Genomic DNA, 22199 nt, shown 5'->3' on the forward strand with positions numbered 1-22199 from the left:
CCTGTAGGAATTTAGTCGTTTTGCACAGGAGGGGCGACCTGATCGGCCGCATCTTCGCTGCGATGCAGGGCTACCTGACGGATCGACAGGCGAATCTCCGCCGGCAACACCCGTTTGGCTGCGCCTTCGGCCAGTTCGCCGAGCAGTTCGTGATAGCTCAGCTTGCCGGCTTCATCGCGACGCAGCACGTCGAGGTCGAGCAGGGTCTGGATGAAGTGGCGGAACAGGCTCTTGTCGAAGAATTCCGGTGCGTTCAGGCCATGCAGGATCGACAGGCGCTGGGCCATGACCGTGCACAAGTCTTCCAGTTCTTCGGCGCTGATGCTGTTCTGGCCGCTGTTGAGCAGCAGGGAAACCGTCATGTAGAAGCGTTGCAGGGTCTGGGCGATGCTCTTCGACAGCAATGTCAGCAGCACAAAATGCCGCGAGCTTGGCGCCGGGCGCAGGTAGACGTCTTTTTCGAAGCGCAGCAGGCCTTGTTCGACGAACGCTTGGAGCCACTGATCGATCACCGCATCCAGTTCTTCCAGGGGCCAGCGGATGAACAGTTCCGATTGCAGGTACGGATACAGTGCGCGGGTATAGCGCAGGATCTGTTCGCGGCTCATGCGCGAGGTGCTCTGGAAGAAACTCGCCAGCAGCGCCGGCAGGGCGAAGATGTGCAACACGTTGTTGCGGTAGTAGGTCATCAGGACGGCGTTCTGCTCGTCCAGATACAGAATCTTGCCCAGCGCATCGTTCTGCTCGGACAGCAGATCCATGTCCTTCACGTGTTCGATCAGCGCCCGGCCATCGCCTTCCGGCAAGGTGGTGTGCGGCGAGTACGGGACTTTGCGCAGCAATGCCAGATACAGATCCAGCACCCGCGCCATGGCCCGATCGTCGAGTGCAAGGCGGGTGGTCGACAGTAGTGCCAGCGCCACCAGGTTGACCGGGTTGATCGCCGCCGCTTCGTTCAGACGCTGCGCGACTTTCTCGCCGAGGCGGTTGGTGGTTTCGTTGAGCCAGGCCGGCTTGTACTGCGGGCCGAGTTCCTGCTGGCGCCACCCTGGTTGTTCGCTGTCGAGGAATTCCGCGAGTTTGATCGGCTCGCCGAAGTTCACCGCCACCTGGCCAAAGCGCTGCTTGAGCGCGCCGATGACTTTGAAGATGTCGAAGATCGATTCTTTCTTCTTGCTCGCGCCACGCAGTTCGCCGAGGTAGGTCCGGCCTTCAAGCACGCGCTCGTAACCGATGTACACCGGCACGAACACGATCGGCATCCGCGACGAACGCAGGAAACTGCGCAGGGTGATCGCCAGCATCCCGGTTTTCGGTTGCAGCATGCGCCCGGTACGCGAGCGACCGCCTTCGACGAAGTACTCGACCGGGAAACCTGTGGTGAACAGGGTGTGCAGGTACTCGTTGAACACCGAGGTGTACAGCGGATTGCCCTTGAACGTGCGGCGCATGAAGAACGCACCGCCGCGACGCAGCAGGCTGCCGATCACCGGCATGTTCAGGTTGATCCCGGCGGCGATGTGCGGCGGGGTCAGGCCGTTGCGGAACAGCAGGTACGACAGCAGCAGGTAGTCGATATGGCTGCGGTGGCACGGTACGTAGATCACTTCGTGACCCTGGGCGACCTTCTGCACGCCTTCGATGTGGTTGACCTTGATCCCGTCGTAGATCTTGTTCCAGAACCAGCTCAGTACCACTTCCAGAAAACGGATCGCGGTGTAGGTGTAGTCCGAGGCGATCTCGTTGCCATAGCGCAGGGCCTGGGCCTTGGCTTTTTCCGGGGAGATGTTTTCGCGCTCGGCTTCGTCGAGGATCGCTTGCTTGACCAGCGGCTGGTTGAGCAGGCCTTTGACCAGGTTGCGGCGGTGGGAAATGTCCGGGCCGATCACCGCAGCCTTGAGGTTGCGGAAGTGCACCCGCAGGATTCGCTGGGCCATGCGCACGGTGCGTTCGTGGCCCTTGTTGTGTTCGATCAGCTCGCGCAGGTGGATCGGTGCGGAGAATTGCACACGAGTCTTGCGTCCCAGAATCATGATGCTCAGCAGACGACGCAGACGCCCGGTGACGGCCCAGCTGTCGGCGAACAGCAATTTCCACGGGCTGTTCTCGCTGTCCGGCGACTGGCCCCAGAACACGCTGACCGGAATGATCTGTGCATCTTCGGCAGCGTTCTGGCTCAGGGCGCTGACCAGGCGGGTCAGGGTCGGCGGCGCGCCGCGCTTGTCCTGGCGGCCGAGCCAGTCCGGGTCCGGCGTCAGGTAGAAGAACGCCGCCGGTTCGATCAGCGAACCCACGGACACCGGCAGCACCGGGCGCGGCAGACCGGCCTTGGTGCACTCGGTGTCGACCACCGCCAGATCGGTCAGCGATGGGTTTTGCAGGACGTAGAACACCGGACGACTGCGGTCTAGGTTGAGGGTGAACGACGACTGGTTGATCGTCTCGGAGCGAACCCAGAGATACAACAGTCGGCGCAAGGTGCCAAACACAAGACGGCGGAACGGGGAACGAGTCATACGGCTTCTGCGTGAGTGGATAAACCGAGCGTTTGCTCGGGAGGGCAGGGGGCGTTCTTCATGAGTTTTCGTGCCGCGCCGTGCCTGCTGTTGTGCAGGGCAAGGCGCGAGAAGCGTGGTTTGGTCGTTCCAAACAAGCTTCGAGCAACGCAGCCCTGCACAACAGCAGGCGCGGCCCTTCGGGTTGTGCCTTAAAGCGGACCAGGCTGCGTTGCAGGCCTTGGAAAGGGAACAACCATTTCCAGCGGCCTGCGCCTTGCCTGGTCCGCTTTAAGGCGACAACGCGGCGCGAAAACTCATGAAGAACGCCCCCTTAGTTTGCCGTATTGGGCGAAAATCGGCAAAAAAGCGGCGAAGTAATCTCCTGTTGAGAGTTTTGCCGCCTGTCATATACTCGGCGATCTGTCGCCGGGGCCCTTTTATGGACGTCGGACGCAGGCTGACGTTCCTCAAAGGCTTTCCTGCGAAAAGCCTGTTCAATAATAAAAAAGGAGTATGAACAGATGGCAACACGTGAAACCGGCAACGTGAAGTGGTTCAACGACGCCAAGGGCTACGGCTTCATTCAGCGCGAAGACGGGGTGGACGTGTTCGTGCACTACCGCGCGATCCGCGGCGAAGGCCACCGTTCGCTGACCGAGGGTCAGCAGGTTGAATACGCGGTGGTGGAAGGGCAGAAGGGGTTGCAGGCTGAAGACGTTGTAGGCCTGTAATGATCGTTCCCACGCTCTGCGTGGGAATGCCTCAATGGACGCTCTGCGTCCGCTTTGGGACGCGGAGCGTCCCGGGCTGCATTCCCACGCAGAGCGTGGGAACGATCAATGAGAGTCAGGCAGTTTTCCAGGTGATTTCTTCTTCACCGTCGGCGCTGATCCGGATCCAGCGATCCGCCGTCTCCTCACCTTCTTCCTCGACCCACGTCCCCGGTGCGCAGCGCACTTCAACGTTCAGCGCGGCAAACGCTGCGCGGGCGCAGGCGATGTCGTCGTCCCATGGGGTCGCGTCGCTTTCCAGGTACAGGCTGTTCCACTTGCCCACGGCTTTCGGCAGCCAGGTCACCGGGATGTTGCCGGCCTTGCACTTCCAGGTCTGGCCTTTCTGCACCCATTCGCTGCAAGGGCCGAGGGCGGCGCCCAGCCAAGCGGAAATGGCCTTGTGGTCGACGTCGGCGTCTTTCAGGTAAATCTCGATGTCCGGTTGGCGCATGGATGTCCTCACTGCGGGTCTGAAAAATCCATTCGCGGATTTAGCCGGCCCCGGGTCGTTGCCCGAGACCAAAGGTTATTGAAGAACGAAATAATCGTAGCGCATCGAGACAGTGGTCACGAACGGCTCGGCCTGTTCGATGACCGCCGCGCGGCGCTCGGCACTGGCGCGCCAGCCGTGGGGCGTCATCGCCAGCAGGTTGGCGCGATCCTCGGGCTTGTCCAGCGTCAGTTTGAATTCCAGGGTTTCACTATGCGCCAGCGCCATGCCTTCCGGCACCAGGGCCAGGTGCTTGTCGTCGGTGTATTCGCGCACTTCGTCGTACAGGCGTTCGCGCAGTTCCATCAGGTGGCCGCTGGTCGGGCCGACCTTCATCAGGCCGCCGCCAACACTGAGCAGGCGCTTGGCTTCTTCCCAATCCAGCGGACTGAAAACGCTGGCCAGAAACTGGCAGCTGCCGGAGGCCAGTGGCACCCGGGCCATGCTGGCGATCAACCAGGTCAGCGCCGGATTGCGTTTGCAGGCGCGTTTGACCGCTTCCTTCGAGATGTCCAGCGCGTAACCGTCGGCGTCGGGCAAAGCCTCGGCGATCTGCGCGGTGTAGTAACCCTCGCCACAACCGATATCGACCCAGCGCGCCGGCGCGTAACCGGCTGCCAGCTCCGCCAGACGCTTGGCTACCGGCGCGTAATGTCCGGCGTTCAGAAAGTCGCGGCGGGCCTCGACCATCGCCTGATTGTCGCCGGGATCGCGGCTGTTCTTGTGCTGCACCGGCAGCAGGTTCAGGTAACCCTGGCGCGCGCGGTCAAAGCGGTGGCCGGCAGGGCAGACCACGCCGTTATCCACCGCGTTCAGCGGTTCACTGCAGATCGGGCACGCGAGCATCAGGCGAGCAACTTGATCAGGGTCTGGTAGTAGATTTCGGTCAGCACGTCGAGATCGGCCGCCAGTACGCGCTCGTTGACCTGGTGGATGGTCGCGTTGACCGGGCCCAGCTCAACAACCTGCGTACCCATGGTCGCGATGAAACGACCGTCGGAGGTGCCGCCGCTGGTGGATGCCTTGGTCTCGCGGCCGGTGATGTCCTTGATGCTCGAAGACACCGCGTCGAGCAGTGCGCCCGGTTCGGTGAGGAACGGCAGACCGGACAGCGCCCAGTCGATGTGCCAGTCCAGGCCATGCTTGTCGAGGATGTCGGCGACGCGTTTCTGCAGGCCTTCGACGGTCGATTCGGTGGAGAAGCGGAAGTTGAACACCGCCACCAGGTCGCCCGGAATCACGTTGGTCGCGCCGGTGCCGGAGTTGACGTTGGAAATCTGGAAACTGGTCGGCGGGAAGAAATCGTTGCCGTGATCCCAGTGCTCGGCAGCCAGCTCGGCCAGGGCCGGGGCGGCGAGGTGGATCGGGTTCTTCGCCAGGTGCGGATAGGCCACGTGGCCCTGCACGCCGCGCACGGTCAGTTTGGCGCCGAGGGAGCCGCGACGACCGTTCTTCACCACGTCGCCCACCAGCGTGGTGCTCGACGGTTCGCCGACGATGCACCAGTCCAGACGTTCGTTACGGGCTGCCAGGCGCTCGACCACGGCCTTGGTACCGTGATGCGCCGGGCCTTCCTCGTCGCTGGTGATCAGGAACGCGACCTTGCCCTTGTGATCCGGGTAGTCGGTGACGAAACGCTCGGCCGCTACGGTCATCGAGGCCAGGCTGCCTTTCATGTCCGCCGCGCCACGGCCGCAGAGCATGCCGTGCTCGTCGATCACCGCGTTGAACGGGTCGATCTGCCAGGCGGTCACCGGGCCGGTCGGCACCACATCGGTGTGGCCGGCGAAGCACAGCACCGGGCCGTCGCCTTTGCCGTGAGTCGCCCAGAAGTTATCCACATCTTCGATGCGCATCGGTTCCAGCTGGAAACCGGCATCGCCCAGGCGCTGCATCATCTGCTTCTGGCAATCGGCGTCGACCGGCGTCACGGACGGACGGCGGATCAGGTCGATGGCGAGTTGGAGGGTCGGCGAAAGGTCGGCGTGGGCCGTCATGGAAAACTCCGAAAGCTGTAAATGTGGGAGCGAGCCTGCTCGCGATGACGATGTCCTGTTCAACATAAGTGTTGAATGTGACGGACTCATCGCGAGCAAGCTCGCTCCCACAGGTCTAGGGGCAGGCCATCGGGGCCTTGGCCCTGCAAAATGGCGGTTATCTTAAAGCAAAACGGCGACCATTGGCCGCCGTTTAGTGCATCGGTGAGGATTTAGACCACTGGTGCCGGTTCAGGCGCAGCTGATGGTTTTGGCAGCGACGACAGGAACGCCATGATCAGCGCCGCTACATACGGCAGCGACTGCACCAGCAGCATGGCCACCCAGAAGCGCATGTCGTTGCTCGGAATGCCCTGCACCAGGAAGATCCCCAGCGCCGCGCCCCACAACAGCAGCATGATGAACAGCTCTTCCCGGGCCTCGGAAATCGCCACCCAGAAGCCATGGTTGTCGGCGTTTTTCGGGGTGCGGAAGAACGGAATGCTGCTGGTGAAGAAGCCGTACAGCACCGCTTTGGCGATGGTATGCGACAACGCCAGTCCGGCCAGTGCCGCGCAGAACGCATCCTTGAGGTTCACGCCCACGGCACGACGGTACAAAAAGATAATCTTGCCGACCTTGAACACGAACAGCGCCAGTGGCGGGATCGCGAAGATCAGCAGCGGTGGATCGACTCGTTGCGGCACGATGATCATCGCCGCCGACCACAACAGCGCGCCGACGGTGAAGAAGATGTTCATGCCGTCCGCCACCCACGGCAGCCAGCCCGCGAGGAAGTGGTAACGTTGGCCGCGCGTCAGCTCGGTGTCCTTGCCGCGCAGCAGGCTGCGGGTGTGGCGCTTGATGATCTGGATCGCACCGTAGGCCCAGCGGAAACGCTGCTTCTTGAAGTCGATGAAGGTGTCCGGCATCAGACCCTTGCCATAACTGTCGTGGTAATACGCCGCCGACAGGCCTTTCTCGAATACCCGCAGACCAAGCTCGGCGTCTTCACAGATGCACCAGTCGGCCCAGCCCAGTTCTTCCAGAACCGAGCGTCGGGTCATGGTCATGGTGCCGTGCTGGATGATGGCGTCGCGGTCGTTGCGGGTGACCATGCCGATGTGGAAGAAGCCTTTGTATTCGGCATAGCACAGCTTCTTGAAGGTGCTTTCGTTCTGGTCGCGATAGTCCTGCGGCGACTGCACCACAGCAATTTTCGGGTCGGCGAAGTGCGGCACCATGTGCTTGAGCCAGTTCGGGTGCACGCAGTAGTCGGAGTCGATCACCGCGATCACTTCGGCGTCCTTGGCGGTGTGCGGGATCAGGTAGTTCAGCGCGCCGCCCTTGAAACCGGCCAGGGGCGAGACGTGGAAGAACTTGAAGCGCGGGCCGAGGGTTTCGCAATAGTCGCGCACCGGTTCCCAGACCGCCGGGTCCTTGGTGTTGTTGTCGATGATCAGGACTTCGAAGTCCGGATAGTCGAGGTTGGCCAGGGCGTTGAGGGTCTGTTTGACCATCTCCGGCGGCTCGTTGTAGCAGGGCACGTGGATCGAGACTTTCGGGCGGTAGTCCGAGTCGCCGACCACCGGCAGGAATTCACGGCGACGCTTGTGGATCCACACCGCCTCGGCCAGTTCATGGGCCTCGGTCAGCAACACGATGAACACCCCGAGCGCACCGAGCGCCAGCAGGAAGCCCACCGTCAGGCTGAACCACGTGCTGTATTGCTGGCTGTAGTCGTAACCGATCCACACCAGCACCGAACCGCAGAGGAACGCGATAAAGGTGAGGAAGGTACGGCCGCGCTGACGCAGGGCCGAGCCGTCGATCATCAGCAGGGTCAACGACAGCAGCGCCAGCACCACCGAGCCAATGGCCAGCACGCGCCATTGCGGGATCGCCACCACCGGGCCTTCGAAGTTGAATTTCTGCTGGCGCGCGGCGTTGAACACGCCCCAGTAAGCGCCGACCGAACCTTCATCGCTGGCCTTCCATGGCTGGTCGAACGCTTCGATCACGAAGTAGTTGAAGCCCTGACGGTTGAGTTTGTTGACCAGTGTTCGCAGGTAGATCGCCTGATCCGCCGGCGACGCATCGGCGCCACCGCGCATGCGGCCGTTGCTCGGCCAGCCCACTTCGGACAGCAGCAGCGGCTTTTTCGGGAACATCTTTTTCAGGTCGCGGGCGCGGTCGAAAACAAACTGCCCGGCCTTGTCCACCGGAATGAATTCCCAGTACGGCAGCACGTGTGCGGCGATCAGGTCGACGTGCTTGGCCAGTTCCGGGTGCTCTTCCCAGACGTGCCACTGTTCGGAGGTGGTCACCGGTACTTTCACGGCCGCGCGCACGCGGTCGAGCAGTACGCTGAGTTCTTGGGCGGTGATTTCCTTGCGGAAGATCGCTTCGTTACCGACGACCACGCGAACCACGCTGCGCGAAGTGTTGGCCAGTTCGATGGCGCGGGTGATCTCCCGCTCGTTGCGCTCCTGGTCGGGGCTGATCCAGATCCCCAGGGTCACGCGCAGACCGAACTCTTCCGCCAGTTTCGGGATGTCCTGCAGGGAACCGTCGACCGAGTAGATGCGGATGTTGTCCGTCAGCTTGCTCATGATCTCCAGATCGCGGCGCATTTCATCGTCGGACGGATACTGATCCTTCTGTGGGAACTGTCCCTGCTGGAACGGTGAATAGGAGAAACCGGAGATCTGCTCCGGCCAGTTCGGCGCGGAGACGGGGCGGTTGATCAGCGCCCAGAAACCGGTGAACAGGGCGGCGATTGCCAGAACCACCACCAGGTTGAGTCCAAATTTACGCGATGACATAGCTGTGTCGGGTTCCAAAGGCTGTGGAACGAAGGGTCGGCTGGTTGACGCCAAGAGGGCGCGCATCCTACACCGGCAGTTCGCCGAGTCCTACAAGAGACAGGGAAATGCCGGACGTTGGGCAATCCAACCTGACTTAAGTTCTTTCGTTTCAGCGTGTAAGACAAATCTTTGTTACGTACAGCTTTAATTAAAGCAGGCGCATTCGCCGTTCATAGCGCAAAGATGCTCTTGGCCGCCGACGGCCCTATAATGCGCGCCGGTTTTCAGGGTAATGGTCATGAGTACAGAAGATCCGCGGTTTGCAGGCATCGCCCGTTTGTATGGCATCGAGGGCCTCGAGCGCCTGCGTGCAGCCCATGTGGCGATTGTCGGCGTTGGCGGCGTCGGTTCCTGGGCGGCGGAAGCCATGGCCCGTTGCGGGGTGGGCGAGATTTCGCTGTTCGACCTCGACGACGTCTGTGTCAGCAACGCCAACCGCCAGCTGCACGCGCTCGACAGCACGGTCGGCAAGCCCAAGGTCGAGGTGATGGCCGAGCGTCTGCGCGGGATCAACCCGGACTGCACGGTGCACGCCGTGGCGGACTTCGTCACCCGCGACACCATGGCCGAATACATCACGCCGAACATTGACTGCGTGATCGACTGCATCGACGCGGTCAACGCAAAAGCCGCGCTGATCGCCTGGTGCAAGCGCCGCAAGATCCAGATCATCACCACCGGCGGTGCTGGCGGGCAGATCGATCCGACGTTGATTCAGGTCTGCGACCTCAACCGTACGTTCAATGATCCTCTGGCCTCGAAAGTGCGTTCTACATTGCGCCGCGATTATGGTTTCTCGCGCACCGTGACCCGTCATTACAGCGTGCCGTGCGTGTTCTCCACCGAACAGCTGCGCTATCCGAAACCGGACGGCAGCATCTGCCTGCAGAAGAGTTTTGTCGGCGACGGCGTGAAGCTGGACTGCGCCGGCGGGTTTGGCGCGGTGATGATGGTCACGGCGACGTTCGGCATGGTCGCGGCGACCAAGGCTGTGGACAAGATTGTGGCGGGCGTTCGGCGCCCGGCGGATCGGGTCAAGCCTCAGGCCTGAAGCCCAGGGCTGCGTGACCGATCGTTCCCACGTCGAGGCGTCGAACCGACCGCGTGGGAATGCCTCAACGGACGCTCCGCGTTCGGCTCTTGATTTGGGACGCAGAGCGTCCCGGGCTGCATTCCCACGCGGAGCGTGGGAATGATCAGTACGATCAGTCCGGGGCGAGTTCACGCATCCGCTGCAACACGGCATTCAAGCCATTGCTGCGCGACGGCGACAACTGTCGCGACAGCCCCAACTGATTGAACCAGTCCGGCAGATCGACCTGTTGCAGCTCGCCCGCGGTCAAGCCGTTGACCCGCAACAGCAGCAACGCCACCAACCCGCGAATCATCCGTGCATCGCTGCTCGCTGCGAACTGCCAATGGCCGTCGCGCAATTCGCCAACCAGCCACACCTGACTTTCACAGCCGTGTACCCGATTGGCCTCGCACTTGTCTGCATCGCTCAAAGGCGGCAGGCAATCACCAAACTGCATCAACAGCCGCGCCCGCTGTTCCCAGCCAGCGGCGTTTTGAAACGTTTGCAGCGCTTCGGCAGCCTCGACCGGCAGGCTCATCGCAACAACTCCAGCGCCTGATCCAGCGCTTCAAAGAACCTCTCCAGATCCTCTGAATCGTTGTACAACGCCAGCGACACGCGAATCGCCCCGGCCAGTTCGAAGCGCTTGAGCAACGGCATTGCGCAGTGGTGCCCGGCGCGCACGGCGATGCCCTGTTCGGTCAGCAAATGCGCCAGATCAGCGTTGTGTACGCCTTCAACGACAAAACTGGCCAGCGCCAGTTGCGGTTTGCCCAGCAGACGAATGCCATTACGTGCCGCAAGACCACGCAACAAATAATCGTGCAACGCCGCTTCGTGGGCGGACACGGCGTCCTGATCCAGACCGGCCAGATAGTCGAGGGTCGCACCGAGGCCGATAACGCTGGCAATCGGCGGCGTTCCGGCCTCGAAACCCAGTGGCGCCGGGCGGAAACGCGCGTCGTGATAATTGGCTTCCAGCACCATCTCGCCGCCAAATTGCCACGGGCGCAGTTGCTCAAGCGCTGCGTTGCACCCGAACAGCACGCCGAGGCCATCGGGGCCGTACAACTTGTGGCTGGAAAACACGTAAAAGTCGCAACCCAGCGCTTGCACGTCATGCCGGCCATGGACCACGCCCTGAGCGCCATCGACCACCGTCAGTGCGTTGTGCGCCTTGGCCATCGCCAGCAGCGCCGGCAACGGTTGCCAGGCACCGAGCACGTTGGATAACTGACTGACCGCCAGCAAGCGAGTACGCGGGCCGATCAGGTGAACGGCGGCGGCGAGGTCGATCACGCCGTCCTCGTCCAGCGGCAGAATTACCAACTTCAGATCGCGACGTTGTGCCAGTTGCTGCCACGGCAGCAGGTTGGCGTGATGCTCCAGGGCGCTGATGACAATTTCATCGCCCGGATGGAAAAGATGTTCCAGGCCATAAGCCAGGAGATTCAGCGCACTGGTGGCGCCGTGGGTGAAGATGATCTGCCCGCTGTCACCGGCATTCAGCCACTGGGCAACCTTCAGGCGGCTGTCCTCGAACGCCTGCGTGGCGTGGGCGCCGGGCAGATGCTGGGCACGATGCACGTTGGCCGCGCCATTGGCGTAGTAATGCGTCAGCGCGTCAAGCAGGGCCTGGGGTTTTTGCGTGGTGGCGGCGTTGTCCAGATAGGTCTGGTCTTGCCGTTGCAGGGCGGCGATGGCCGGGAAATCGGCGCGCCAGGGGGAGGGAATCATCACGGTTTCAAGCCCTGGTGAAGATGGGCGGGTTAACGCCGAACCCTGTGGGAGCGGGCTTGCCCGCGATGGCGATCTTTCGAACGCCATGGCAAACAGGCCGGCTCCCTCAGGTGAGCTTCTGGCGCTTAGTTGTGAGCGTGCAGTGCTTCGTTCAGTTCGATCGCCGATTTGTGGGTCTTGCATTCCACAGCGCCGGTTTCCGAATTGCGACGGAACAGCAGGTCGGTCTGACCGGCCAGTTCACGGGCCTTGACCACTTTGACCAGGTTGTTGTGCTCGTCCAGCAGCGCCACCTTGGTGCCGGCGGTCACGTACAGGCCCGACTCGACGGTGTTGCGGTCGCCCAACGGGATACCGATACCGGCGTTGGCGCCGATCAGGCAGCCTTCGCCGACCTTGATCACGATGTTTCCGCCGCCCGACAGGGTGCCCATGGTCGAGCAGCCGCCGCCCAGGTCCGAGCCCTTGCCGACGAATACGCCAGCGGAGACGCGGCCTTCGATCATGCCCGGGCCTTCGGTGCCGGCGTTGAAGTTGATGAAACCTTCGTGCATCACGGTGGTGCCTTCGCCCACGTAGGCGCCCAGACGCAGACGCGCGGCGTCAGCGATACGCACGCCGGCCGGTACTACGTAGTCGGTCATTTTCGGGAATTTGTCCACCGAGAACACTTCCAGCAGTTCGCCACGCAGACGGGCTTCGAGTTGCAGCTCGGCCAGTTCACTCAGGTCGATCGCGCCCTGGCTGGTCCAGGCCACGTTTGGCAGCAGCGGGAAAATCCCGGCCAGGCTCACGCCGTGCGGCTTGACCAGACGATGGGACAGCAGGTGCAGCTTGAGGTAAGCCTCAGGGGTGGAAGTCAGCTGAGCGTCTTCGGCCAGCAGGGTGGCGACCAGTGGCTTGTGGCTTTCAGCAAGACGGGTCAGCAGCTTGCCTTGTACGGCGTCGATGCCTTTCACGGCTTCAGCCAGCTGCGCAGCCTGCGCGGTGGTGAAGGTGATGGCCTGGTTGCCTTCGGTGTAGCCGAGGATCGGTGCAACAGCAGCGACCAGTTCGGCCGATGGATTGAGCAGCGGCTGAGCGTAGAACACTTCCAGCCACGCGCCTTGACGGTTCTGGGTGCCGACGCCGAAGGCGATACTGAACAGGGAGTTGGACATGTGAATACCTCTACAAAATGTGACGGGCTGCTTACTTGAGGGCGGCCGCGTAGATATCTGGCTTGAAGCCAATCAGGGTTCGGTCACCGAGATCGAGCACCGGGCGCTTGATCATCGAGGGTTGAGCGAGCATCAGTTCGATGGCTTTCGACTGGTCGAGATCGGCTTTGCGTTCGTCGTCGAGTTTGCGAAAGGTCGTGCCCGCGCGGTTCAACACCGTTTGCCAGCCATGTTCGTCGCACCATTGGGTCAGGTGCTCGCGGTCAATGCCGGCGGTCTTGTAATCGTGGAAGTCATAACTGACAGCGTGTTCATCGAGCCAGGTGCGCGCCTTTTTCATGGTGTCGCAGGCTTTGATGCCGAAAAGGTGCAACGTTTTGCTTGAAACGGTCAAGGAATTGCCCCCTTTACAGGTGCTGGAAAAAAATGGTGTCGGATTATGCCATGACCAGACGGTTTCGCGGCGCCGAGGTTGCTTTTGCTGAGCGGGCTGCGACATAGGTGCAACGGTCACGCACAGCCTAAGCGGCTAATATGGCAGTTCAACGCTGTCGATTGTCCGGGATTTCCGCTTTATGCAAACTGCTTATACCGTCCTGATCCTGCTGATGCTGGTCAGTGTCTCGCGCCTGGTGGGACGGGTGATTCCGCTGCCGCTGCCACTGGTACAGATCGCCGCCGGCGCCTTGCTGGCCTGGCCGACCCTCGGCCTGCACGTGGCCCTCGATCCCGAACTGTTCCTGTTTCTGTTCCTGCCACCGCTGCTGTTTTCCGATGCTTACACCCCATTTGGGGTGACAAAATGGACACAATTTAATCCATGTAAATCAATAAGTTAGGATTTTGAGTAATGTTCATTTTTTTTCAAATTAAAATGGACACCGATGGACTGCAGAGCCTGGAGCAAGTGCGGGCAGGGTTCATTCTGGGGTTTTCGACCTCACTGTTCATCTAGATTTGCGCGCATAGGTGAGCATGCTCCAAAATCGAAGCATGCCCTAAACCCCAGTCAATCTTCGAAACGTGGTGGAACGAGCTTTTCTCCATCTCGCCATTCTTCCGCCAGGCTCACGCCGTCAATGCCTCCCCAGACTTCGCTGCCGGCGTGGTCGAGGACGATGATCTGCAAGTGACCCTTAGCGCGCTTCACGCCTCTTGCCAGGACGCTGAAGACCTTCCGAACTGCGTCACGGTCTTCGTCATCCAGAATGGGTTCAACCTCTTCTGCCCCTTCATCCTTGCCCTTCCTCACAGCGCTTTTCACAGGGAAATAGACTTGGCTCGGCTGGTCGAAGATAAGAAGGTGAGGAACTGAGTGATCTGGTTTTTTCAGGAAATAGAGTTGGAGCGCTAGCAGCGTTGCGATGTGGTAAGCCAGCCAGTTGGCTCCACTGCCGATTTCCCATAGGAAATCCTCTCGACCATCGTGCTTCACCTTGATCGCCAGATCTGGAATCGACAGGGTAATTTTTGCCTCTGCCCACTCGGCATCGAGATGGGGAGTGATCAGCGCGCAGATGTCGCTAATTTCCTGCAGGCTGTTCGTGGTCTTCAGCTTAACCGCCGCGTCAGAGACCTGTGGCTCCAATGCCTTGATCCGGGCTTCTAGAGCCTTTACACGCTCTGTGAGCTCTGAATCTGAGCGGGCTTCGGTGTAGGTCTTGATGGACTGCTGCATGCTACCGAGGAAGCGGTCAATCTCGGTCATCCGCAGCGCATGTTTGGCGCTGAGCTCATCCTTTGCCTCAATGCCCTTGATCTCGGTGCGGATGGCGGCCAGTGTTTCGCTGTCCTGCCGGATAAGGTTGCGAATGCGTACAATCTCTCCTTCCACTGAAGCCGATACTTTAGGCCCTGATCGGGCTACCCGCTCGATGTCTTCCAGTGCGTTGCACAACTCGGAGAGCTGTGACGATGGGTCGAGTGTTGGAAAGGCCAAGGGATTTACGTTGTGGTTATTTTCGGCTAGCTCTCTGAGCCACTTCGAAAGAGAAAGACGCTCTTCCATCTTCACCAAAGATGATGAGTAGTTTGTCGCCTCGTCCTTGATCTCCTTGAGGTCATCAAGTTTTAACTTGGCTATTAGGATGTTCTCCGCAATCAATGTTTCGCGATTACGCAGCGCAATCAACACCTCTGTTGATGATTCGATAGCCATGGGAGTGACAACTGCGTCACGCGAAGACTTATAGGCTATTCCTCTAAGCTGTTCCAGCAAGTGCAACCACTCACTGTGTGGCTGGGTATCCTCCGCAGTCAGGCCGTATTCGCGGGAGCGGTAGAACCACACGTTGGCCTCGGCTTGCCACTGTTTCGACACGGCGTCAATTGCTGTGAGTTCGCTTTGAAGGATCTTAAGTTGCTTTCTCAGCTCCTTCAGCTCCCAGACGATCTGTAATGTTTTCGATTCAATAGCGCCGAGGATGAACGGAAATATACTTTTAAGCTTTTCTCGATTTCCGTAGCTGTCTGCTTTATAAAAAAGCACATCGGGGTTCGCTACGATGTTCTGTGGCTGAAAAGCAAATGCCATCAAATCTCGGAAGCTTGGGCGATTTTTGAAGCCAAATTCGGAGATGTCATCACCAAACCCAATGTTAGGCAGGCCTGACAGTCTGTTAAGTATCTCCTTGACATTGTTTCGGTTGGTGTTTTTGTGTTCGATTATCTCCGGTATTTCAATTGCATTCCCCTCGATAATAAACATATCGTCGGTAGAGCGCTGACTGCCAGGCTCAATCCGCGCTATGAGCTTTAGCCCTTCGTCAGTCTCTACCAGTATTCCAAACCATTTGCAGGTCTTGCGTATCGTACCAACTGGGATTGCGCAAAGCTCGGAGCATAGGCAGTAATCAATGATAGGGATTACCGCTGATTTGCCAGCCTTGGATGAGCCACTGATGACATTTACTCTACCTGGCTTGAACTCCAGTTCTCTGTATTTGCCGCCATTTTTGGGCCAGAGGATTAGTTTTCGGATCTGTAATTTCATCAGAGCTTAATCCTTAAAATGGCCTGCACTTCCTGTAGCGTTAATGTTTTGCACCAGTGGCCAAGCTTTTGCGCAGCCTTCAACATGTCCATTATCTTTTTTTCCAGGTCTACTGGGGCTTTAGATCGTAGACTCTCAACTTGCGCCACGGATGTGTCCAGGGAGATTAGCTTGCTTTGTATAGCAATCGATGTTGAAGCTAAGCTCAAGCCCCTTAGTTTTAGCATTCGCGCTTGAATGCCAAACAATATTTCTTGTTCCGATTTAAACTTTCCAGCAAATACGCGCAGCCCTGACGAGGGGTTGGTTGTTATGGCTGCATTTCGAAGCTGCTCGTGAAATAGAATGGGTAGTACGATGAACAACAGTAGCATGGTTGGCAGTTGACCTTGCCCTTTTGGAGCGTAGCCTTCAGTGAATCTCCATATAAGTGCTGCTCCTAGTGCCGGATTTTGCATCAGATAGATTTCGCGAAAATCTTGCTTGGGTCTAATAATCTCTTCCATGGATTAATCGTCTTTTGAATTCGTATGGTTGGTCTAAGCCTGATATTTCGGCAGAAGCGATCTATAGGAGGGATGCCAACCGATGACCTGTTTGTCTGCCAAATATTGGAAGGTGCCCCTTGACATATATTCTGGGGTCGCCTTTCCGTTAATTTTAGGGGTCAGGTTGTAGCATCGTAAGTATACGGATTCACCCTGTTCTTCGGGGGTGAGATTTGCAGAGCTTCCTTTGATGTCCAGGAAATTTGATCTCCACAAATTTTCAAGAGTATCTATGAAATCTTCAAACTGTGATTCGACTACAAAACCAATTTCGCCCCAACGCGTCTTGCCTGTTTTTGAACGCATGAAGTTGGCCATTGCCTTAATCTTGTCCCGTTCGCCGCGCCCAATCAGTTCGAGCTGACGCATCATTATCGGATGCTTCAGGATATTGGCAGCTACCTCAAGTGGGTCGGGCTCAGGTACTGAGTACGTTAGGAGATAATCGTATGATAACTTTGAACAATGCGTTGATAGCCAGTCTGAAAATTCATCCTTGTGAATAGTTGCGAGCTTGCGTGCTCCAATTAGTTCGTCAGACCGAATCTTAATCCAACCAATCACTGACCGACATACATCGTCCAAGGCTGGCTCGGCCACGGTGTTGGAAAGAAAATCTTTGATTGGCTTGATGGGGTCGCTGTCGCCACACTCGCAGGAGAACTTTGTGATCAGCTGGCTGAGTTTCTCAGGGTCGTAGTTTAGAAACTTTTTTAGATATTGCTTGCAGCCTTCTGGCTTTTCTTTGTTGAACCTTTTCTTGATTGTCTTTACGGTTTCAAGCGCAATTTCTTTTGTGTGAGAGAAGTGCAAAAGTTCCGCTAGCTCCCCTGATTTTTGCTGAACAATATGTAGGTGGAAACGGGTACGACTCAGATCGATGTAGCCTCTCTCAATGGCATCGATCCAGTTTGAGAACGTCTTCCATAGATCGGTCGACCAGTCTGAAATGGGATTGGTGGCGAGCCCGCTCTTTGCCTGCTCAACCAAGACTTGATTGTCCGGCTGAACCACATCATTGTCGTCCAATACTTCCAATGAAACGACGGATCCGGAAGGCGCCTGGAGGAGGTGGAAGCAGAGTCGAGTCGGCTGGATAGAAAATCCGTAGTACTGTCCCGGTGCCGAGGTGGGGTTCGATGAAAGGTTTTGCATGCCTCAGTGCTCTTCCTTAGCGAGTCGTGCCGTATCTAGGCAGCGTTAAGCAGCTCTGATGAAAGCTGCTGTCATCGATATGCATGATATCAGATTGCTACTCTTGGATTCATCCGTGTCTGCTTCACTTATCCTTTGTGAATAGCATGCTAAACGTGCTTAGTCTCGCCAGGCGAGCAAGTTCGTCCCCATCCCCTCGGGCTATAGAAGGAGGGGAGCCCGCAGGGCGATCTCATTTGTAGCTAATCACGTCGGGCCCTGGATAAATTGCTCCGTGTGCCTGCATGAGCCTCAGAGGCCGAGTTAGTTGGGCCTCATCGCCAGCCATTCTATTATCAAGAGATGCTTCTACATCGCCAAAATTGTGGAATTGCTTGGGATTGAACCCTGTTCAGTCTTCCGCAGGCACCGTCCTATCCCACAGGTAACCGACAGTAGAGCGGGTGAGATTTAGCTGCCTCGCGGTCTCGGCCTTACTCAAACCAGCGCCTCTGCACTCAAGTACTTTTCGCAGCTTTAGGATGTCGGCAGGCCGCGCGGCAGGCCGCTTCTGAATGGTCATACCCGCCAGGTGCGCCCTGATGTCATCAGTGCTGATCTTAGCCTCAAGGGCTTTCAAATCTTCGGTAGCCTTGGCGAGTACGTCGGCGGTGGAGGTGTTGTCGCGGGTCGAGAGAACGAGCGCCATCAGTGCCACAGGGTTCAATCCGAGCGCCTCGGCCAGCTCTGCGAATTTCTCGATGGTCGGATTGGTCTCGGCGTTCTCAATCCTGCTCAGGTATGTCCGCGATGCCGCGTGAGCCAAGCTCTCCTGCGTGAAACCCAGATTCTCTCGGATTGTCCGAACGACTGCCGCAAGCGCTTGCTTCAACAAGGCGATGTCCCCAAAAAGCGAGGATATAGCCACGTTAGCGTGTACAGTTACACATCACATAATGTATAAAACTGTACTTTGTGGTGTTGGCGGGATCGCTTGCGTTTCCTAGAGCGCTAGCCAATGACGTCCCAAGACGTGACGGGCTCAAGCCGCGCAGTCCTGGCTTTGAAGATAGTCATACGGGGCGTGGCTCCGGCTGGAGCTGCACGAGAGCCCCCTCAATTATTCGCTAAATCGCATCGCGCCCCGTCGACCTATCGATCGAAGAAGGCGGTGCGGCTAGGTTACATCCGCAGTGGTTTTGAATTGTCGGGAATGAAGCTGATGTCAAATCGTGAGTGGCCGGAAAGCCTCCAGAGGGGCGAAGAACGGCAGAGCGCCTGTCAAGGTTTGCCCTGTGAGGTCGTTCGGGCCCAGGGCGTCGACTGGTCGGTACACATTGACGCGTACTTGTTCAGCGCTGCCAGAGTGGGTGAGAGATACGTGGCGCTCGTTTACAACGACCAATCGAGGAAGTCGGAGGACGGAATGACAGTTGCCACGCCCCCCGTGTGGTGTGTTGAAGAGAGGGAGGGCTTCAAGCTGGTGCGTACCGCCGGAGGAGATCATTACGTGATCTCCAGCGAGCAGAGCTCGTGACAGTCTTTTGCCCAGGTAGTCCTCGTGGCAATGGGAGGCGATTCCAGTGGCCGGTCGCCCCAGTCTCAGCCAGTGCCCCGTGAGCACGCCACCTGGCTGCTCATGATGGTTTGTACAAAAAAGTCGCGCCTGCCTAAAACTAATGCCTTAAGGACGAAAAATGGCTGACCTCGAAAAGATAACGGTGATTATCAAAAATTATGACGTGCAGGCAATTAGCGATCTTGATGCACTTTATAGTCGTGTAAGACTTGAAGATGAGCAAGGCAATACTTTCTATTTTAAACAAGTGGTAGTTCCAAAGTGCCTAAAAAATCATGGTGCCATGGCAACTGAAACTCCACGAACCTGGTATTTTAAGAGGCTCTCGAAAAAGACTATCGTTATTTTGGCTTTTGAAAACAAAAATGGGAAAGTCGAATACGACCTGGATGACGTCCGTTTGATTGCAAGATCAACAGTGTTAAAAGGTGTAGTATTTTCGCTTGCTTCAGTTCCAGCCGCTATTATTGCCGCTACGGCCACGTTTGGCATAGGGTTAGTGCTGCTCCCTATGGGCCTGTGGTATGGATACAGGAACATCTTCAAGCTACCCGCCATGTTGAGTCGCAAGACACTCTTAAGCGATTTCGCGCAGCATGGAATCGTAGTTCGCTAAATTAACAGCAGGTGGTTTTGCGTGAGGTATGGGTGCGGCCTTTACAGGCCGCTGACCTTTTGGATTGATTACTCATCATCAAATGCCGCACGGTGTTGCGCTACATGTGCGAGATCGCGTTGCCACGCGTCGAGAAAATCAATCCAATCCTGTAGGTAATATCCCTCCTCGACCCTGCCTGCGAGGCCGAGCGCAATGACAAAGCGGGATTTCCATGGTTCTGGGATGTCGCGTTCGCGCACGATCCAGCAGCCCACCGGATGAGCTTCTCTAGGCAGCTCTGCCAGTTGATCCGGATCGAGATGGCATTCGCTCAATGGAGCGTCATGATCGAGCCGCTCAAGCTCTTCCAGCCTCTTCAAGACTGCCTGAGCGCCCCGGTCGCCAGGCATCAGATCAGCCAGTTGCCGGAGGGCCTTCCTTCTTTCTTGTTCTCGCAGCCAGACGTCGTTCATGAGCAATTCCATGGAGAGTACAAATGTATCCCTTGTGATTGGAGAGGGATGCTGATCATAGGTTACCCATGCTTGAAGCTGTGAATCTAGGCTGCATAATCCATGCGCAGATCAGAGGAGGTTGGGCAGTATCCCGCGACGCCTTGGCGAGTTCCTCAGGGGGGCTCAAGGCGAATGCTGAGCCGCGTGAAGAGCGGGGATCTACCCCGCTCATAGCGTCCCATCTGGGCCTCTAGGTGGTTGGCAATTTCGCCGACGGTCTCCATGCGTTCGTCAAGCTCATCGAGCAGGCTCATGATACTTCCCTTAAACCGCAGGTCGATATCATAGCGTCGAGACCATTATGACTGGTTTGCCCACCGCTGAAGCACCTACAAGGAAGCGCCTCTTAATAAGGGAATTTATCTTGCTGGCAGGATTTCAAGATTGCTTGCTCCCCTCCGCTTCAAATAAGTTTCAAGCTTACTATCATGAAGTTTATGTACGGCGTTAGTATTGAGTATATAGCTTGCTTTCAGCATCGCGTTGTCTTCGGTGGACAAAATTATATTGTCCTCAATCAAGATGATTCCGGAAAGATGGCGAGATATGTCTGCAAGTGTAATGTCGGATTTAATTTTTTTATTCATGGTTTTGGCTTTGGTTTGAGTCGTAGTGGTTGTGTCGAAAAATATTGAGCCAAGATTGTGAATAAACTCTTGAGGTATGCCCGTTGTGCTAAAGAGCATGATTTTTTCACTGGCCCATGGAAATACGACAAAAATAATTAATGTAGGTTCTTTGCGCGAGAATTTTTTTGCATGTGTTACGAGTAAGCGCTGGTGATTTGCAGCGTGGGTTTTCGAGTCGTAACTACTTTCCGCGAATATTACACCAGCTTCCCATCCAAATCGGTAGGATAGGCCATCGATAACCTTGCTACGGAAGTGCGAGGGTCTTAAGGTTAAGTCGATTTCCTCAACTAGCTCCTTTAACAGGTTGGTACGTTCTTTTTGGAAAATGTCGTAATCTTCATCCTCTGGATATTCAGGTAGGATTGTGAGCTTATTTATGCCTTTAATAGATCGGAATTCTTCAAAAATTCCATCCAGAATTCCACCGCTCTTGTCTGAAAGGATTTTGAAGTCGGAAACGACACCCATTGAAGGGATACACAAGTCGTAGTTGATGTTTTTCATTCCGAAATCGGAGGCGATTGCGTCAGATGCTGCATAGGTAACATCTAGACTAATTTCTCCAGGCCCCGTCTCTGCGTCACTCAGGAAGTAATCCAGTGCCGCCAGTTCTGCATAGTAACCTTCCCATCCACCTAGTTTCGCGACGCCATTCACCGCATTAATGATAGGGGCGGAAATGTTCTGGTTAGTGTCAATGGCGCTTTTGAGTCTGTGAAGGCGTGCCGCGAAATTCCTCCTAAACACCTCAAAATCTGTAGTGCTAGCTACTGCTCCAACAATATTGTTCCATGTTGTAGCTTCGGTGTTGAAGGTTGTTGTTCCTGGGCCGAAAATATTATTTACTAAATCAGCGTAGCACTTCAATTTTGTCATGTGCAAACCTATGTTCTTTAGTTTTTAGAATCTATCGGGTAACTGCATGGCTGCCGCCGAACTCAAATATTGGCAAGCGCTGATTTCACGCCTTTTAGAACTGGTATCAATGTGTAAATATATTTTTTGTCACTTTCAATGCCTGTGAGAAAGCTTTCAAAGTGATAACGTTTTTCTTTGAAGAAATTATTGATTGCCTCAAGGAATTCCAGCATCTCATCTTGTGTCTGTATTTTGTCTGTTTCATCAGAAACTGCGTTGAGAATTCTATTCTGAGTGTCTTGATTTAGGTATTGATAGAGATTTACCAGCTCATGGGATCTGAATTCTTTTTTAACCTCAAGGCGGCTGTGAAGAATTGTTACTACACCTGGCGAGTCATTCAGGTACTGCTCTATTGTAGTGACTATTTCATCGTCATCCGTCATTTGTATAAAGGCAGGATCGAAGACCCTTTCGACTAGCTGCGATTTGAAGTAAAGCTCTAGTGCTAATGCGCCGTTAGTGAAAAGTACATTTAGCCTTGGATCATCATAGGGGTTCAATTGTTGAGACAAGGCAATGGCTACATCCCCAAATGCAGAGGCACTCTCGATAATGTACGTGTGATCAATCCAGATTGTGGATTCAAAGCCCGGATTTGCTCGCTGGCGGCTTTTTGACTTGGGCATGACGCGTCCTTGATGACCTAGTCGGAGGTGCCATACTAACGATATCAATTTGACAGTGTCGAGTGAGTCGACTTG

Annotated in this window: 20 protein-coding genes and 1 pseudogene; 4 read left to right on the plus strand and 17 right to left on the minus strand. The window is 56.7% G+C overall.

Translation table 11 applies throughout. From position 1 onward, the window contains the following. Positions 1-11: 11 nt before the first annotated feature. Positions 12-2516, minus strand: a complete 2505-nt coding sequence (gene plsB / locus AWU82_RS15765) for a glycerol-3-phosphate 1-O-acyltransferase PlsB (protein WP_064378975.1) — start codon at positions 2514-2516, stop codon at positions 12-14. Positions 2517-3019: 503 nt separating this feature from the next. On the opposite strand from plsB, the gene AWU82_RS15770 reads away from it, so the two are divergent. Next, positions 3020-3229, plus strand: coding sequence for a cold shock domain-containing protein (locus AWU82_RS15770; protein ID WP_007954750.1), 210 nt, complete (start codon positions 3020-3022; stop codon positions 3227-3229). 115 nt (positions 3230-3344) lie between these two features. Here AWU82_RS15770 and AWU82_RS15775 read toward each other — a convergent pair whose 3' ends face one another. The 4 genes from AWU82_RS15775 to AWU82_RS15790 all read right to left on the minus strand — a co-directional run bounded on the left by AWU82_RS15775 (position 3345) and on the right by AWU82_RS15790 (position 8562). Further along, the gene (locus AWU82_RS15775) at positions 3345-3722 is read right to left on the minus strand and encodes a hypothetical protein (RefSeq protein WP_064378976.1); all 378 of its coding nucleotides are present in this window, start codon (positions 3720-3722) and stop codon (positions 3345-3347) included. Between the two features lie 75 nt (positions 3723-3797). Further along, positions 3798-4607 carry a putative RNA methyltransferase gene (locus tag AWU82_RS15780; RefSeq protein WP_064378977.1) on the minus strand — a complete coding sequence of 270 codons (810 nt, stop codon included), beginning with the start codon at positions 4605-4607 and terminating at the stop codon, positions 3798-3800. After that, complete coding sequence (dapE, locus tag AWU82_RS15785) at positions 4607-5758, minus strand: succinyl-diaminopimelate desuccinylase (protein ID WP_064378978.1); 1152 nt, start codon at positions 5756-5758, stop codon at positions 4607-4609. The genes AWU82_RS15780 and dapE overlap by 1 nt, the downstream gene beginning before the upstream one ends. A gap of 212 nt (positions 5759-5970) precedes the next feature. After that, positions 5971-8562, minus strand: coding sequence for a glycosyltransferase (locus AWU82_RS15790; protein WP_039769651.1), 2592 nt, complete (start codon positions 8560-8562; stop codon positions 5971-5973). A 274-nt stretch (positions 8563-8836) separates the two neighbouring features. On the opposite strand from AWU82_RS15790, the gene tcdA reads away from it, so the two are divergent. Continuing rightward, positions 8837-9655 (plus strand): tRNA cyclic N6-threonylcarbamoyladenosine(37) synthase TcdA, encoded by an 819-nt coding sequence (tcdA, locus tag AWU82_RS15795; protein WP_039762445.1) that lies wholly within the window; start codon positions 8837-8839, stop codon positions 9653-9655. Between the two features lie 154 nt (positions 9656-9809). On the opposite strand, the gene AWU82_RS15800 is transcribed toward tcdA, so the two are convergent. From AWU82_RS15800 to AWU82_RS15815, 4 genes are all read right to left on the minus strand, one after another. Further along, entirely contained in the window at positions 9810-10217 is a 408-nt protein-coding gene (locus AWU82_RS15800) for a SufE family protein (protein ID WP_064378979.1), read from the minus strand. Beyond that, entirely contained in the window at positions 10214-11419 is a 1206-nt protein-coding gene (locus AWU82_RS15805; RefSeq protein ID WP_064378980.1) for an aminotransferase class V-fold PLP-dependent enzyme, read from the minus strand. The genes AWU82_RS15800 and AWU82_RS15805 overlap by 4 nt, the downstream gene beginning before the upstream one ends. A gap of 125 nt (positions 11420-11544) precedes the next feature. Then, the gene (dapD, locus tag AWU82_RS15810) at positions 11545-12579 is read right to left on the minus strand and encodes a 2,3,4,5-tetrahydropyridine-2,6-dicarboxylate N-succinyltransferase (RefSeq protein ID WP_007954762.1); all 1035 of its coding nucleotides are present in this window, start codon (positions 12577-12579) and stop codon (positions 11545-11547) included. Between the two features lie 31 nt (positions 12580-12610). Then, the gene (locus AWU82_RS15815; RefSeq protein ID WP_042607053.1) at positions 12611-12919 is read right to left on the minus strand and encodes an arsenate reductase; all 309 of its coding nucleotides are present in this window, start codon (positions 12917-12919) and stop codon (positions 12611-12613) included. 235 nt (positions 12920-13154) lie between these two features. On the opposite strand from AWU82_RS15815, the pseudogene AWU82_RS15820 reads away from it, so the two are divergent. Beyond that, a pseudogene (locus tag AWU82_RS15820) lies at positions 13155-13361 on the plus strand (cation:proton antiporter domain-containing protein); the annotation flags it as partial. Positions 13362-13588: 227 nt separating this feature from the next. On the opposite strand, the gene AWU82_RS15825 reads toward AWU82_RS15820, so the two are convergent. From AWU82_RS15825 to AWU82_RS15840, 4 genes are all read right to left on the minus strand, one after another. Continuing rightward, positions 13589-15571: a DUF3732 domain-containing protein gene (locus AWU82_RS15825; RefSeq protein ID WP_064378982.1), complete on the minus strand. Its 1983-nt coding sequence runs from the start codon at positions 15569-15571 to the stop codon at positions 13589-13591. Next, a complete protein-coding gene (locus AWU82_RS15830) occupies positions 15571-16077 on the minus strand; it encodes a three component ABC system middle component (protein ID WP_064378983.1) in 507 nt (168 codons plus the stop codon). Before AWU82_RS15830 ends, AWU82_RS15825 begins: the two co-directional genes overlap by 1 nt. A gap of 33 nt (positions 16078-16110) precedes the next feature. Continuing rightward, positions 16111-17274 (minus strand): ABC-three component system protein, encoded by a 1164-nt coding sequence (locus AWU82_RS15835; RefSeq protein ID WP_064378984.1) that lies wholly within the window; start codon positions 17272-17274, stop codon positions 16111-16113. 391 nt (positions 17275-17665) lie between these two features. Further along, positions 17666-18148 (minus strand): helix-turn-helix domain-containing protein, encoded by a 483-nt coding sequence (locus AWU82_RS15840; protein WP_223290638.1) that lies wholly within the window; start codon positions 18146-18148, stop codon positions 17666-17668. Positions 18149-18950: 802 nt separating this feature from the next. Here AWU82_RS15840 and AWU82_RS15845 point away from each other — a divergent pair. Next, a complete protein-coding gene (locus tag AWU82_RS15845; protein ID WP_064378985.1) occupies positions 18951-19448 on the plus strand; it encodes a hypothetical protein in 498 nt (165 codons plus the stop codon). A gap of 68 nt (positions 19449-19516) precedes the next feature. Here AWU82_RS15845 and AWU82_RS15850 read toward each other — a convergent pair whose 3' ends face one another. The 4 genes from AWU82_RS15850 to AWU82_RS15865 all read right to left on the minus strand — a co-directional run bounded on the left by AWU82_RS15850 (position 19517) and on the right by AWU82_RS15865 (position 22124). Next, positions 19517-19903, minus strand: coding sequence for a hypothetical protein (locus AWU82_RS15850; protein ID WP_084776892.1), 387 nt, complete (start codon positions 19901-19903; stop codon positions 19517-19519). A 155-nt stretch (positions 19904-20058) separates the two neighbouring features. Further along, positions 20059-20199, minus strand: coding sequence for a hypothetical protein (locus AWU82_RS15855; RefSeq protein ID WP_190241483.1), 141 nt, complete (start codon positions 20197-20199; stop codon positions 20059-20061). Between the two features lie 105 nt (positions 20200-20304). Then, positions 20305-21453 carry a hypothetical protein gene (locus AWU82_RS15860; RefSeq protein ID WP_190241484.1) on the minus strand — a complete coding sequence of 383 codons (1149 nt, stop codon included), beginning with the start codon at positions 21451-21453 and terminating at the stop codon, positions 20305-20307. Positions 21454-21515: 62 nt separating this feature from the next. Next, positions 21516-22124 (minus strand): hypothetical protein, encoded by a 609-nt coding sequence (locus tag AWU82_RS15865; RefSeq protein WP_064378988.1) that lies wholly within the window; start codon positions 22122-22124, stop codon positions 21516-21518. Positions 22125-22199: the final 75 nt, after the last annotated feature.

Source organism: Pseudomonas glycinae, assembly GCF_001594225.2.
In the GTDB taxonomy this organism is placed as follows: domain Bacteria; phylum Pseudomonadota; class Gammaproteobacteria; order Pseudomonadales; family Pseudomonadaceae; genus Aquipseudomonas; species Aquipseudomonas glycinae.